A 15069-nucleotide genomic window follows, 5' to 3' on the forward strand; every position below is an offset into this window, starting at 1 on the left:
ATAAATAATTTATGGCTTACTTTGCGCGATCGCACTATACAAAATACCTAAAATTTTCTTAATATCCTTAATATAATATTCACTCAAATCAATCGAAACTAGATTACCTTCAAGTTTTAGAAATTGCCAGATAGTACCGATAGTAACACCACCATATATAGCTTTAATTTGATTTTCAGCTCTCTCATTAAAAAACTGGGCAGCTACCATTTCGGCAATACATTGCGCTAAACCAAACCTTAAATTCTCATTTTTACTTTCTACTAAAACAATCACCGGACTACGCACAAGCAACTGCTCCGAAGAAAGACTCAAAATAAAATCACAAAAGCCATTTAGCCCCCGTTGGCTATCAACAGTAAAATCAACTCCAGAAAACAAACTTATTTCATAATTAAATTTACGTCTAATTTCTAATAAAATTGGACTAATTATCATTTCACTTCGAGCTTTTTCTGTACTTATTGCTACCGCTAAATCAACATTTTCCTTAAGAAGGATAGATAATAAATCACTACACTCTTGCTCCTGTACACTTGCAAATAATCCAGATGACTCGTGGATAACTAAACCAAAAGAATCAATAATTTCAATAAGTTTAAAATCACTATAAGCCATAAAACTTACTCCTTTGCCTTATGACTGAATCATATATTATTCATATAACAAAGTTTAGATAATCCAGTGTGAAGCGTTTAGCCTGAGCAATACTCATAAATCTTCCTCCCAAAGGAAATAGCGTAGACGCGTAGCGGTTTGTCATTAAACATCGCTCTTATATTCTAAATGTGCCAGAAATTGGTATGCTAAAGGCCGAGACTCGCTATGAAAGCAAACAATGCCTGCGCCTACTATCAATCCCACGATCACTGCCTTTCCCTTGAGTGCCGTAGTCGGTCAAGAAGCAATTAAATTAGCCTTGTTGTTAGCAGCTGTTGATCCTAGTTTGGGGGGAGTAGCGATCGCAGGTCGTCGCGGTACGGCAAAATCTGTGATGGCTCGTGCTATCCACGCTCTACTACCGCCCATTGAAGTTGTCAAAGGTTCAATCAGCAACTGTGACCCCAATCACCCAGAAGAATGGGATGATCAACTATTGGCATCCGCAGGCAAAGACATTCAAGATGTTCCCGTCGAAATTATCCCAGCGCCTTTTTTACAAATTCCTTTAGGTATCACAGAAGACCGATTATTAGGTTCAGTGGATGTTGAAAAGTCGGTAAAACAAGGTGATACTATTTTTCAGCCGGGGTTACTCGCTACAGCAAACCGAGGTGTTTTGTACGTAGATGAAATTAATTTATTAGATGACCAAATATCAAATCAGCTGTTAACAGTATTATCTGAGGGACGCAACCAGATTGAACGGGAAGGAATTAGTTTTCAGCATCCGTGTAAATCCCTGTTTATTGCCACCTACAACCCAGAAGAAGGCGGATTACGGGAGCATTTGCTAGATAGAATTGCGATCGCACTCTCTGCTGACGGTGTACTCGGCTTAGATCAAAGAGTAGCAGCAGTAGAGGTTGCGATCGCCTATTCTCAATCTCCTCAAGACTTCCTCCAACAGTACAACGAAGATTTAGACTCCCTCAAAACCCAAATCATTTTGGCACGGGAATGGTTGAAAGAAGTAACCATCACCCATGAACAAATTGCCTACTTAGTGGATGAGTCTATTCGCGGAGGAGTTCAGGGACATCGCGCCGAGTTATTCGCCACGCGGGTAGCCAAAGCTGCTGCGGCTTTGGAGGGACGGACAACAGTTAATGCCGAAGATTTGCGCCGTGCTGTAGAACTGGTGATTGTACCACGAGCCACAATTATGCAGACACCGCCACCCGAACAACCACCACCACCGCCTCCACCCCCACCACAAAATCAAGAAGAACCCCCAGACGAGTCAGAAGAGGAACAAGAAGAACAAGAACAGGAAGAAAATCAAGAGCAAGAACCCCCTAGCATCCCGGAAGAATTCATTTTTGATCCAGAAGGGGTAATCCTTGATGACAGCGTGCTTTACTTTACTCAAATGGCGAAGCGGCAAGGTAAATCTGGTAGTCGCAGTGTCATCTTTTCCGATGACAGAGGACGCTACATTAAGCCAATGTTGCCCAAGGGGAAAGCGCGACGCATCGCAGTAGATGCCACCCTGAGAGCTGCGGCTCCTTATCAAAAAGCCCGAAGAGAAAGACACCCAGATAGAAAAGTTATTGTAGAACAGGCTGATATTCGCTCGAAACGCCTGGTACGCAAAGCAGGGGCGTTGGTAGTGTTTGTGGTAGATGCTTCTGGCTCAATGGCCCTGAACCGAATGCAATCGGCTAAAGGTGCGGTGATGCAACTGTTAACAGAAGCTTATCAAAACCGTGACCAAATAGCATTGATTCCCTTCCGGGGAGAACAGGCGGAGGTGTTATTACCTCCAACACGTTCCATTGCTTTGGCGCGTAACCGCTTAGAAAGGTTGCCCTGTGGTGGGGGTTCACCCTTAGCGCATGGTTTAACCCAAGCTGTGCGCGTCGGCTTAAATGCCCAGATGAGTGGAGATATTGGGCAAGTTGTGCTTGTAGCAATCACCGATGGGCGGGGTAATATTCCCTTAGCGCGTTCCTTAGGTGAACAACTAGAACCAGGAGAAAAGCCGGATATCAAAGGGGAATTATTAGAAATTGCTGCCAGAATCCGTGCTTTGGGGATGCAACTATTAGTAATTGATACGGAAAGTAAATTTGTGTCCACTGGCTTTGCTAAGGAATTATCCCAAACAGCAGGTGGTAAATATTATCATTTGCCGAAAGCGACAGATCAAGCTATTGCTGCTATGACTAAAGGTGCGATCGCTGATTTAAAATCTCGATAATTAGTTATTAGTCATTTGTCAGCTGCTTTTCTAGTAACCACTGACCATTTACTAATGACATGAAGATCCAGTCGGCATTACCTGTGGTTGCAAATAGTAAATCAAATCCTGAATTCCCTTTTGCAAATACCGCGTTACCGTCATCGGACTGGTGCCAATATTCTTAGCAGCATCCTTGCGAGAAAGTTCCTTCAAAAATACCATTTCAACTGCCATGCGGGGCTTTTCTTCTAACATATTTATTGCACCTTGAAGTTGTTGCCGTTCTTCTTCTTCTTGCAGGAGAACATGAGAACGAGGACAAGGAAGTGCCTCACCCAAGGTTATTTGGCAATCAATATAGTTAACTGCGGTCGCATCTAAACTTAAAGGCATACGGTTTTGAGCAGCTAACTTGGTTTCTTGCCATTCTTGCAGAGATACTCGAAGTTGACTGGCAATTTCAGCATCCTTGGGCGCACGACCCAAAGACATTGACAAGTCCTTACGAATCTTTTGCCCTTCATTGTACAGTTCTTGCCAACGACGGGGAATTTTTAATAGAGTGCTGCGATCGCGCAAAAAGTGCAGCATCTCACCACGAATATATGGCACAGCAAAGGAACTAAAAGCATATCCTTGGCTAGGGTCGAAGCGCTCAATTGCCCTAATCAAACCAAAATAACCGATTTGTTCTAAATCTTCATAAGGTTCATTACATTGATGGCTGAATTTATGAGCCATCTTCCGCACTAAGCCAGTATGTAACTGTACAAGTTGATTACGAAGTTTAATAGAAGGATTCTGGTGGTACAAGTGTAATAATTCTATACCATCAGTTCGTAAAGAGGACTCACTTGTTGCCATATACATTCCTTTGTTATGACTCCTATTCTTGAGAAAAGGGAGCTGCGTATATTTTCTTTTAAGCTGTCATTATTTTCCTTAGTCAAGGCTAAATAAGCTATCGTCGTTTCACTGAACTTGTGAGCGACTGTACTCCATAATTCAGTATTTATACGCATGATTTTGCTCACCTCTTTGTTGCAGGTTATGTTTGTGTTTTAGATAAAAATTTCAACCCTACATGATCTTTTTTGTTTATTTGTCTCCTACCTTGGATAACCCCTTCCTGGTTTATCGCCCTAAATCTTGGTAAGAATAGGAATAAGCAGAACGTTTTCCTAAAAAACAGTTTTTCAATATGAGCAATACCAGTAATTTTCGTGAAGCTATCCGTGAGGCTAAATCTCACGCCCTCGTTGGCCCAAATGTGATTGCCAACGCCCTCCCCTACGTCGGCGGTGGATTAGTGCTAACGGCATTAGGAACCTACGGCGGTTTGGGAGTTATCCGTACTAACCCCGGAATATTCTTTCCCACCTTCATTGGTGCGGTGATTTTGGAGTTAATTTTGTTCTTTGTTGCCCAAAATGTTGCCCAAAAAGGTAATAAGGGTCTTGCATTACCCCTCTTAGCAACCTATAGCCTATTATCTGGATATACCCTCAGTGGCTTAATATTTGTCGCCTTGAAATCCCAAGGTGTTGGCATTCAAGGCATTGGGTTGGCTGCCCTCGGTTGTGGCGTCACCTTTATTGCTGCCCGTCAAATCGGTTCAAATCTCTCTGAACAAGACGGCATGGCTTTGACGAAAACCATCAATCTCGGCGTCATTGCCTTGGTGGTTGTGTGTCTAGCCCAATTCGGGTTTGCCATGTTTGGTGTCTACACGCCTAATTGGTTAGAAATCGCCATCTCCGGTTTGGGAGTGTTTTTGTTTGTTGGGGTTTCTGTTGTCGATTTCTACATCTTGCCCCGTACTTACAGTGATAACCAGTATCTACCTGCTGCTTTGTCGATGTACCTCACTTACATCAACTTGTTCGTCTTTATCTTGCGGTTGCTAATTGCCATTAATGGCCGCGATTAATTACCTGTAGGCACTAACAGTAGTAAAGTTTTATAAAGCAAAAACCGTGGTGAAATTTTCAGCAACCACGGTTTTTTTATCTGTTTACCAGTAGAATATGTAGATAAGTTAAGCTTTAAGTGAGTAAAACTATGCTTGAACTCTTAAATATCAAAAGTGGAGTAGAAAGGTTGTTGAATATCCTGGGTCAACCAGTGGACTGTCTTTGACCTTCCATATTTTACTGTAAGAATTCACACCTAAATCAGCTAGTTCCTAAAGCAACTTTTTGAGAAAATCCAACTACTGCTCATCAGACAATTAAAAAAATCGCATATCTCATATTCAACAGACAGGAACAATATCAGCGATGGTACTCTATTTTAGAAGATATTAAGGCTGCTCTGGAAGTATTGGAATTTGGGAAGACAACAACTTTAATACATCGGTCTGATCTCTTCATAAACTTTTTTTGGCGAAGGTATTCTGAACTAGACAACAATTTTTTAATATAGATCAATCGTCGCAAGTCCTATATATGCATTTATTGCTCCATAAATTCACCCAGCGAACCGACGGTGGCGTCGACGCACAAAAAAGCTGATTCCAGCTAAACCTATACTAATCAGTGGCGTCATAGTTGTGGGTTCTGGGACTTCCTGGAACACCTCGATAGAACCCTTTACTGAAGCCAGACCATTCAAAGTAATAATTGATCCCAGATTAACAGTGTCCTCTTCGGAGAACAATAGTGTGCTTGTAGCGTTTTTGAATATGCCCTCACCGCCAGTGATATTTACGATGCCAGAACCTTTTGCTGTCAGATTATCAAAATTAACTTCAGCACTGGCATCACTAGTTCCAAACAACTTGTTAGTACCGCTACCAAAAACGATATAGCCTAATGGAAAACCTTGGACGCCAAATACTTGTGGATTGTTATTAAAAGTGAGATTTCCTTTGGCATCAATCACTGAGTATGTCAGACCGTCGTATCGTCCTAAATTATATGGAGCATCATCACTCACACCTATCTCAGATACCTGTGAAACATTGCCTGAGATTGGCTGAATGTTAACAGTAGTGCGATAGTTGCCAGTAAATGGATATATGGTTTGTGCTGTTGCTATCGCTGCATCTAAACAAATATTAATTGAAATTAAAACTAGTGGAAACAACCATATGTTGAGTAAACGGAGTACCATTTAAAACTTCCAATTTCAAAACTTATTGAGCTTTACAAAAACTTAATATTCAATTTTATTAAATATAAAATATTTATACAAGTATCTTAATTCTTATGAATTTTATAATTTATCTGATATAAAGGACAATTCAAATGTTGTGAAACTAAAAAGTTAACGGAAATATTTCCTATAGTTTTAAAATGTATAGGATGTAAGCTGCGATTGCAATGAATAATCTTTTGATAAACTTGTCAATTTTTTATTAGTACTGGATAATTTGCCTATTCAATATAGTAAAAAAGTACTATCAAAAGATTGAGGGAGTTAATTGATTGAGCGATCGCACTCCTGACAACATTTATCCTAACTATATTTCAGGCGTTTTTGACCGACAAAAAATTTTGACAGAGTGTTGAACGCCTTATCTACCGTTAATTTAGGTTTCATAAGCCTTTGGAAAATCCTGGTGAAAAATCCAAGTTCAGTGACCAAAGAAGCACTTAATAATTCCAAGTAATTTTTGTAACTTATATTAAGTAGTACAGAGAGAATTTGCTCAAATACAGCTAAAATTAATAAATATAACGCCGTGTGCAACTTTGTACTCAAACCTAATCCCCAACCCCCTTTCCTCATAGGGAAGGGGGAAAATTCAAAGATTCTCTCTTTTTAGGAGAGAAGAATAGAAGTCAGGTTAGAATATTAAGTTGCACATCGCGTAAATATAAGTACAATAAAGAGCAATTTCCCAATCCAAAGCGCTCTATCGATCAATTAAAGCAAGCACTATGGAAGTCTTAGAACTCAAACGCGAAATCGAAATGTTGTCTGGCCGCCTGGGTAAAACCCAGGACTATCTTTGACGTACCTGCACTGACAGCCAAAATTCAAGACCTCGAAAAAATATCAGCACAACCAGAATTTTGGAATGACCAAACCCAAGCCCAACAAACGCTACAAGAACTCAACGATATTAAAGCCCACCTCCAGCAGTATGATCAGTGGCAAGCCAATCTGGAAGATACTAAGGCAGTTGTTGAGCTGTTGGAGTTAGAAACTGATGAGGCACTACTGCAAGAAGCAGAATCTACCATCACCAAGCTGAATCGTGACCTTGACCAGTGGGAGTTACAACAGTTACTTTCTGGCCCCTATGATGTTGAAGGTGCTGTACTGACAATCAGTGCTGGCGCTGGTGGTACAGATGCTCAAGACTGGGCATTTATGCTAATGCGGATGTATACCCGTTGGGGCGAAGCTCATGGCTATAAGGTAACTTTAGCTGAAGAGTCGGAGGGTGATGAAGCCGGAATTAAATCGGCAACACTAGAAATTACTGGTCGCTATGCCTATGGTTACTTGCGATCGGAGATGGGTACACATCGTTTAGTGCGAATTTCACCTTTTAATGCTAACGGCAAGCGACAAACCAGTTTTGCAGGGGTGGAAGTGATGCCACAGATTGATAACTCTGTGCAGTTGGACATTCCAGACAAGGATTTGGAAATTACCACAACTCGCTCTGGTGGGAAAGGTGGGCAGAACGTCAACAAGGTAGAAACGGCGGTACGGGTTGTTCACCTTCCCACGGGTCTTGCCGTGCGCTGTACAGAAGAACGATCGCAACTGCAAAATAAAGAGAAAGCCTTAAATCGCCTCAAAGCAAAGCTGTTGGTCATAGCCAAGGAGCAACGGGCCCAAGAAATTGCCGAAATTCGTGGCGATATGGTGGAAGCCTCCTGGGGTAACCAAATCCGTAACTATGTGTTTCACCCTTACCAAATGGTGAAAGATTTACGTACAAATACAGAAACGAATGCGATTATAGATGTGATGAATGGTGAACTTGATACATTCATCCAAGCTTATCTGCGCCAAGAAAATAAATTAGAAGAAAACACTCCGGTATAATTTAGGATTAGTAATAAGTACTAGTACAGCGGGTGTGTAAATATAGTTACTATCTCAATTAACAAGATTTGGGGAAAAATTCCCTTGTTAAAGGTAGGTAAACTTCCGCAACAGTGTACTAAGTGATTTTTTTACTATTATTTAGTACCGATGATTTATTTTCTCGTATTTTAGATTGGCGCGACGCCGATAGCGAAGCGTTAGCGAGTCTTCTCCCAAGGGGAGACGCCAAAGGCGAACGAGCGTCATAGCCCGTCGTAGACATCGCATAGCACCATCTATTATTGGGGCGGTTTCAGAGAAATTCCTCAGCAATATACAGGCGATCGCGATTCTATCCTAGACCAACTGTTACAGTTATAAAAGAGTCTGTAGGCAAATAAATATGAGCAACTCTCCTTCAACAGAACCTCAACCTAGCTACGTAAAACTTGCCATGCGAAACATGGTGCGGAAGGGTGGAACTTCTCTGAAGCACTTTGCATTGACTGCCGTAGGGCTTTTAGCTCTCCTTGTCGGTCTTGCTTATCTAACTCACTAACGACAAACTGTAAACCTCAGACTAGGAGACTGTGTGCCTCTGAGAGTTGAACTATACGTGGAAGAGTATTTTTACGAGTTGTCCCCGACAACATCTGTAAGGATTGGTGACACTTATGCCCGAATTCCTCCTGAAACTTGGGAAAATTGGTTTAATCGCTGGTTAGAAATACTTCACCCTCATATTCCACCAGCGCCAAATTATGAAATTGGGCTGCGTTTGACAGATGACTCGCAAATACAAGAACTGAATGCTCAGTATCGACAACAAAATAAGCCGACAGACGTTTTAGCCTTTGCTGCTTTGGAGGTGGATTTTCCTCAAAGCGAAGAAATGCTTGCCTCTGTACCATTGTATTTAGGTGATATTATTGTGTCTGTAGATACAGCACAACGTCAAGCTCAACAGCAGGAACATAGCTTACCAACTGAGTTAGCATGGTTAGCTGCTCACGGTTTATTGCACCTGTTAGGCTGGGATCATCCTGATGAAGAAAGTTTGGGGCGAATGTTAGAACAGCAAGTGAGATTGCTGAACGCAATAGGTATTGCTATTGACATGGGATAGCAGAAGCTCATGTATCCCTTAGTGTTAATTTTGGGTAATACTTTTATAATACTTCTGTGCAAAATTGCTTAAAAATTGTCTCAAAGTTAATTGCACCATTAAGATCGGCGAAGATTCCCACTGTAGCAACTCTGTTTTTGTGTTTTTAAGTGTATGTCCCAAAAAATTTCTCCGTCTCCAACGCCCACCTCGTTACAAACACTGGTGTCTAACGAACGGGAATTCTCCTGGAAAGTAGCCTCTAATTTATTTGTTAGTTTTAAATATGCCTGGGCCGGAATCAGCTATAGTTTTCAAACTCAACGTAATTTTCGTATCCATGTAAGTGTTTGTGCTTTAGCTATTGCTTTGAGCGTTTTTCTACATCTGCAAGCGGTGGAAATAGCGGTAATTGGTGTAACTAGTGGTTTAGTTTTGGCATTAGAGTTATTAAATACAGCGATCGAGTCTCTTGTGGACTTAACCGTCAAGCAGACATATCATGATCTGGCAAAAATCGCTAAAGATTGTGCGGCTGGTGCAGTCCTTGTCTCTGCTTTGGTAGCGGTGCTGGTAGCTGGTACGCTATTGCTCCCTCCTCTGGTAAGGTTAATTATATCGGCTTTGTAGACATCATTTGCGACGCCGTAATAGTCTGCACTGCGCTCACCAGGCGCTCAGTAACCCTCGCAGGCATCGCTCAGTGAGTCGGTAAGAGGATCTACCCTCTGTCCGATCCTTTTTGGAGAACACATTATCAGCAATTTAAAATTGAAGTAATGCGATCGTGCCAACCATCCTAGCTAAAGGGTTACTTGACAATCTTTGGCAAGTGGCTTGTCCCAGAGTAGCCGCTTCATATTTACACGTCCACGTTAGCGTTATTTTTACACCTAGCGAACAAATAGCATGAGATATTTGTCTATGCTTTTTGCAATTGATTAGTAGTAAAAACCAGGAGTGATGAGCTTTGATTATAGTTATCGACAATTATGATAGTTTTACATATAATTTAGTGCAGTATCTGGGAGAATTGGCAGCAGAATTCTCAGTGGCAGATGATATTAAAGTTTTTCGTAACGACAAGATATCTATAGATGAGATTCGGGCATTAAAGCCCGAAGCCGTGGTTATTTCTCCTGGGCCTGGTCGCCCGGAAGATGCTGGCATTTCCTTAGAGTTGATTGAACAGCTAGGCCAAGAGTTGCCAATTTTGGGTGTCTGTTTGGGACATCAAAGCATCGGTCAAGTATTCGGTGGTAAAATAATTTCTGCTCCAGAGTTGATGCATGGCAAAACCTCTCAGGTGTCTCATACTGGGGTGGGGGTTTTCCGGGGATTAGAAAATCCTCTAACCGCCACCAGGTATCATAGTTTGGTGATAGAACGTGAGACTTGCCCAGATGTGTTAGAAATCACCGCTTGGGTTGAAGATAACACCATTATGGGAGTGCGACACCGGAACTATCCTCACATTCAGGGCGTCCAGTTTCACCCAGAGAGTGTCCTGACATCTTCAGGAAAACAGTTATTGCGAAATTTTCTGGAACAGTTACAGTCAAGAGCATAATTAATGAAACGACGACAGTTGATGGGCTATGCTGGGGCGGGGTTGGTCACAGCTTTAGTTACTAGCTTGAGTTATGAATCTCAAGCTGACGCACAATCTAGCGGTTTATCAGTTCAGTGGTTGGGTCATACTTGCTTTCTTTTTACTGGTGGCGGTGCGAAAATTCTTGTCAATCCATTTCGGGCGGTCGGCTGTACTGCTAAATATCGTCCACCAAAAGTTGCAGCAGATTTGGTACTGATTAGCAGTCAACTACTGGATGAAGGGGCTGTGGACGTACTACCGGGAAATGCAAAACTCATTTACGAACCAGGAGTTTACGAGTTCAAAGGCATTAAGTTCCAAGGAATTGCTATAGACCACGATCGCAAAGGTGGTAGGCAGTTTGGCTCAAATACTGCTTGGAGTTGGAAGCAAGGCGGAATTAATATCCTACACTTAGGGGGAGCTGCTGCCCCCATTTCCATTGAGCAAAAAATCCTGATGGGGCGTCCTGATGTGGCATTTATTCCAGTGGGAGGCAGTGCAAAAGCCTACAATGCTCAGGAAGCAAAGCAGGCTGTTCAAGTGTTAAATCCTAAGTTGGTGATTCCGACCCATTACCGGACACAGGCTGCTGATGCTGCTACGTGCGATATTTCGCCACTCGATGATTTTCTGACCTTGATGCAAGGTATGCCAGTACGACGTAGCAACACAGATACTATTTCCATTAGCCCTGGTAAATTGCCGGAAAATGCGGAAATTCAGGTTTTGAGTTACAAGTTTTGAGGAGCAAAGGATAAGTGGATGAGGGAGAATAATCAATGATTCCTGTCCCCTACCTCCTGATATGATGTCCATCTAATTGTCGATCATAAAAGCACCCCCTCCCTAATGCTTTGGGGGCAGAAGTGTAGCTTTGGCGGGGTGGGGTTAGCAGGGCTATTATGGGTATTTAACCGGACATGATATAACTTCTGACTCTGCCAATTTTAGATTTTGGGTCGCACCAAAGGTGCGCTGACAGCGTAACTTGGATTTGAGATTGAAGGAAAAATCTAAAATCGCATGACTTTTGTTTCTAGGTTTTAGAACGTATACCACTCTGCACCAAGCTTATCTGGGTCGCTGATGGGAGTCTCAACCGCTGTCGTCCCATCTATAGTCCAAATTTTGTCTGCACCTGCTGTCTGATCGCGCCAGTAGATGTCGGTCTTCCCATCGCCGTTGAAGTCGCCAAGGGATGGTGTCAAGGCCGCGCTATTAGTCGGTAAGAAAGCTTCAGTGGCAACTGTTGTACCATCCATTAACCAAGCGGTGTTCTCGCCAGTGGTGCCATTGTGCCAGAAGATGTCGGTCTTGCCATCGCCGTTGAAATCACCAATTTTAGAAGTCCAGGCTGGGTCAAGTGTCTTCAGAGCACCCTCTGTAACTATGATCCCATTCATCGTCCAAACCTTGTTTTCACCTGTTTGAGGGTTTCTCCACAGAATGTCAGTCTTATTGTCGCCGTTAAAATCACCAAGGGTAGGAGTCCAGGCGGCGTCTTGTGATTGCAGTGAAAGTTCAGTCTTTTGCGTACCATCCATAAACCAAGCGCCGTTATCGCCGGTTTTCGGATTGCGCCAGAAAATATCGCTCTTACCATTGCCGTCGAAATCAACAATGGTAGGAGTTAGTACTGGGTCTGTTTTATCTAAAACAGTTGCATTCAGAACTTTTGTGCCATCCATCTCCCAAATAGCGTTCTCACCGGTTGTATTGTTATGCCAGAAGATATCTGTTTTGCGATCGCCATTGAAATCGCCAATCTGAGGAGTCCAAGCTGGGTCAACACTGGTTAGAGCAGCCGAATTAGCAACTTTGGTTCCATCCATCAACGCAATGGCATTCTCACCGGTTGTCTTATTGCGTAATAAGAAGTCGGTTTTGCCATCACCATTGAAGTCAGCAATTTTGTAATCATAGGCGGATAGGTCGAATTTACCTAGAGAACCCTGGTCGAGAACTTTTGTTCCATCCATCAACCGAATGATAATCTCACCAGTTGTAGAATCGGCCCAAACTTTGTCCGTTTTGCCATCACCGTTAAAGTCAGGAGTAATCGCTGCACTAGTTAAGTAAGGATTAGGATTGGGATTTGCTGACGTTTTAACAAGCTTGGTCGATGGTTCATCTTGTAGTGCATATGAGGAACTCTTACTCTCAAATCCCAAATCATAATTCAAATCCTCAAAAGAAGATGTCAAGATTTTTGATTTTGCTAAAGAGTCTGATACCCATTTAGATGTATTCAAAGATAAGGGTGAGGAATTTGAATTTCCAAACATGGTGTATTTTTATGATTGGTTGTCATATTGTTTTAACTTTTTTTGACAAGTTATTTCTGTAACCCAATAACATTTAGCAGGGTTTAAATATTTCTTTATAACTATTTTTTATTTATTAATGTTATTAGTTGAAGATAAATATATGTTTATTTTAAACGATTATTCTAAAATTATTAAGCTCTATACAAGCAATTGCAAAATATTTTTCGTGTTTTATATAGCAGTCCTAAATCATTCGTGAAAATTGTAAATTGTTGCGACCCCCCCACGCCAGATGCAACAAGAGTGGCTTGCCAGATGCCAGTCGCAAGATAATTGATTATTCATCAATAATTTATGACTTGAGTTGAAATAAATATTGGTTAGAATAATTTAGATTAGCAACTACTGAGAAGCATAATCTGGGCATCCGCTGGTTGCCAAAAGCGTAAAATAACACAATAGTTTAATACATACATCAGCTATGCAAGCAGAATATCGGCAGCGTCGCGAGCAGTTAATGGCAAAAATTGGTGATGGCACAGCCATCTTTCGCAGTGCGCCAATGGCAGTGATGCACAACGATGTCGAGTATGTTTATCGCCAAGACAGTGATTTCTTCTACCTAACTGGTTTTAACGAACCACAGGCAGTTGCAGTGTTAGCGCCGCATCATTCAGAACATCGGTTTGTGCTATTTGTCCAACCGAAGGATCGGGAAAGGGAAGTATGGACTGGTTATCTTTGTGGGGTAGATGCAGCCAAGGAAATTTATGGTGCTGATGAAGCGTACCCGATTAGCGAGTTAGATGAAAAGTTGCCACAGTATTTGGAAAAAGCTAACCGCATTTATTATCACTTAGGACGCGATCGCGCCTTCAATGACCAAATCCTGGGACATTATCAGAGTTTACTGCGGACTTATCCCAAGCGTGGGACAGGGCCGATTGCCATTGAAGATACTGGCCCTGTCCTTAACAGCATGAGATTGATCAAAAGTGAAGCTGAGTTGGGATTGATGCGTCAAGCAGTAGCGATCGCCACTGAAGCACACAATTATGCACAAGAAATTGCCGCACCCGCACGTTACGAGTACGAAATTCAGGCGGAGATGGAACGCATCTTTCGAGTCCGGGGTGGAATGGGGCCAGCTTATCCTTCGATTGTGGCTTCTGGCGTAAATGCTTGCGTACTGCACTACATTGAGAATAATCGTCAAATGCAGGATGGAGAATTACTGCTAATTGATGCCGGTTGTGCCTACAGTTATTACAACTCTGATATTACGCGGACATTTCCTGTGGGTGGTAAATTTACCCCAGAACAAAAGACGCTGTATGAGATTGTTTTGGAGGCGCAAAAACAAGCGATCGCTCAAGTGCAACCAGGTAATCCCTTTAAATTAGTTCACGATACAGCAGTGCGCGTCCTCACCGAAGGTTTAGTCGAACTTGGCATTCTCAAAGGTGAAATTGACAAGTTAATTGAGGAAGAGAAATATAAGCCATATTATATGCACCGCACCAGCCATTGGTTAGGGTTGGATGTCCATGATGTGGGTGTTTACCAGCACGGTGAAGATAAACCGCAGATTTTGCAACCAGGTCAAATTCTGACAGTGGAACCGGGATTATATATTGTACCTGACACCAAACTAGCAGAAGACCAACCAGAGACTGATCCTCGATGGATTGGTATTGGTATTCGTATTGAGGATGATGTGTTAGTTACATCTGATGGACATGAGGTATTAACTGCGGGGGTTCCCAAAGCAGTAGATGAAGTAGAACGATAAAAAATGGGGATGGTAGGAACCATCCCCAAGCTAAAATTGCGGACAAGCCATCAGAGTCATTGTTAGAATTCCTAAGATTTTATCTATTTCTTTAATAAAGTAATCGTTCTTATCGATAAAGATAGTATTGTCACAAAGTTTGAGAAATTTCCAATTTGTTCCTGTTGTGATTACACCATAAATTTCATTTATAATATTTCCTTGTTGCTGGTTAAACAATTGAGATGCAATCATTGTCGCAATGCATTGTCCTAAACCAGATTTAATACTCTCATTTTTAGCTTCCACAATAGTCACGACAGGGCTAGTAATATCATATTGTTCTGGTGAACAACTGAGAATAAAATCACAGCGTCCTTCTAAACCTTTAGAAGCATCTACATTAGACCTCTTGCAGAATTATTTTTATGTTATAATAGAAGGCTTTGCTTCCATACTAATGAGGTGGAATAATTGAGAAACGTGATACTTGGG

The 15069-nt window shown here is 41.9% G+C and carries 13 protein-coding genes and 1 pseudogene; 9 read left to right on the top strand and 5 right to left on the bottom strand.

Going from position 1 to position 15069, the window contains the following annotated elements; translation table 11 throughout:
• Nucleotides 1-9: 9 nt before the first annotated feature.
• A complete protein-coding gene (locus V7K21_RS21790; protein WP_335177303.1) occupies nt 10-618 on the bottom strand; it encodes a hypothetical protein in 609 nt (202 codons plus the stop codon).
• A 220-nt stretch (nt 619-838) separates the two neighbouring features.
• On the opposite strand from V7K21_RS21790, the gene bchD reads away from it, so the two are divergent.
• Entirely contained in the window at nt 839-2863 is a 2025-nt protein-coding gene (gene bchD / locus V7K21_RS21795; protein ID WP_335177304.1) for a magnesium chelatase ATPase subunit D, read from the top strand.
• Between the two features lie 51 nt (nt 2864-2914).
• On the opposite strand, the gene V7K21_RS21800 is transcribed toward bchD, so the two are convergent.
• Nucleotides 2915-3709: an RNA polymerase sigma factor SigF gene (locus V7K21_RS21800; RefSeq protein ID WP_335177305.1), complete on the bottom strand. Its 795-nt coding sequence runs from the start codon at nt 3707-3709 to the stop codon at nt 2915-2917.
• Nucleotides 3710-4046: 337 nt separating this feature from the next.
• On the opposite strand from V7K21_RS21800, the gene V7K21_RS21805 reads away from it, so the two are divergent.
• Nucleotides 4047-4775 (top strand): Bax inhibitor-1/YccA family protein, encoded by a 729-nt coding sequence (locus V7K21_RS21805; RefSeq protein WP_335177306.1) that lies wholly within the window; start codon nt 4047-4049, stop codon nt 4773-4775.
• 539 nt (nt 4776-5314) lie between these two features.
• Here V7K21_RS21805 and V7K21_RS21810 read toward each other — a convergent pair.
• Entirely contained in the window at nt 5315-5959 is a 645-nt protein-coding gene (locus V7K21_RS21810; protein ID WP_335177307.1) for a hypothetical protein, read from the bottom strand.
• Between the two features lie 770 nt (nt 5960-6729).
• On the opposite strand from V7K21_RS21810, the gene prfB reads away from it, so the two are divergent.
• The 6 genes from prfB (at nt 6730) to V7K21_RS21840 (ending at nt 11280) form a co-directional block, all read left to right on the top strand.
• Nucleotides 6730-7852 (top strand): peptide chain release factor 2 gene (gene prfB, locus V7K21_RS21815; RefSeq protein ID WP_335177308.1). Its coding sequence is split into 2 segments (ribosomal slippage): nt 6730-6801 and nt 6803-7852, totalling 1122 coding nucleotides; the frame shifts between segments, so codons are not numbered across the junction.
• A 385-nt stretch (nt 7853-8237) separates the two neighbouring features.
• Nucleotides 8238-8393: a DUF3285 domain-containing protein gene (locus V7K21_RS21820; protein ID WP_104904774.1), complete on the top strand. Its 156-nt coding sequence runs from the start codon at nt 8238-8240 to the stop codon at nt 8391-8393.
• 39 nt (nt 8394-8432) lie between these two features.
• Complete coding sequence (gene ybeY / locus V7K21_RS21825; protein ID WP_335177312.1) at nt 8433-8960, top strand: rRNA maturation RNase YbeY; 528 nt, start codon at nt 8433-8435, stop codon at nt 8958-8960.
• A 153-nt stretch (nt 8961-9113) separates the two neighbouring features.
• The gene (locus V7K21_RS21830) at nt 9114-9569 is read left to right on the top strand and encodes a diacylglycerol kinase family protein (RefSeq protein WP_273763329.1); all 456 of its coding nucleotides are present in this window, start codon (nt 9114-9116) and stop codon (nt 9567-9569) included.
• 340 nt (nt 9570-9909) lie between these two features.
• On the top strand, nt 9910-10509 hold the full coding sequence (locus tag V7K21_RS21835) for an anthranilate synthase component II (RefSeq protein ID WP_334955911.1): 600 nt from the start codon (nt 9910-9912) through the stop codon (nt 10507-10509).
• Nucleotides 10510-10512: 3 nt separating this feature from the next.
• The gene (locus V7K21_RS21840) at nt 10513-11280 is read left to right on the top strand and encodes an MBL fold metallo-hydrolase (protein WP_335177309.1); all 768 of its coding nucleotides are present in this window, start codon (nt 10513-10515) and stop codon (nt 11278-11280) included.
• 299 nt (nt 11281-11579) lie between these two features.
• Here V7K21_RS21840 and V7K21_RS21845 read toward each other — a convergent pair whose 3' ends face one another.
• Nucleotides 11580-12821: an FG-GAP repeat domain-containing protein gene (locus V7K21_RS21845; RefSeq protein WP_335177310.1), complete on the bottom strand. Its 1242-nt coding sequence runs from the start codon at nt 12819-12821 to the stop codon at nt 11580-11582.
• 463 nt (nt 12822-13284) lie between these two features.
• On the opposite strand from V7K21_RS21845, the gene V7K21_RS21850 reads away from it, so the two are divergent.
• Nucleotides 13285-14595, top strand: coding sequence for an aminopeptidase P N-terminal domain-containing protein (locus tag V7K21_RS21850; RefSeq protein ID WP_335177311.1), 1311 nt, complete (start codon nt 13285-13287; stop codon nt 14593-14595).
• A gap of 30 nt (nt 14596-14625) precedes the next feature.
• Here V7K21_RS21850 and V7K21_RS21855 read toward each other — a convergent pair.
• A pseudogene (locus V7K21_RS21855) lies at nt 14626-14979 on the bottom strand (hypothetical protein); the annotation flags it as partial.
• Nucleotides 14980-15069: the final 90 nt, after the last annotated feature.

Source organism: Nostoc sp. (assembly GCF_036919595.1).
In the GTDB taxonomy this organism is placed as follows: domain Bacteria; phylum Cyanobacteriota; class Cyanobacteriia; order Cyanobacteriales; family Nostocaceae; genus Nostoc.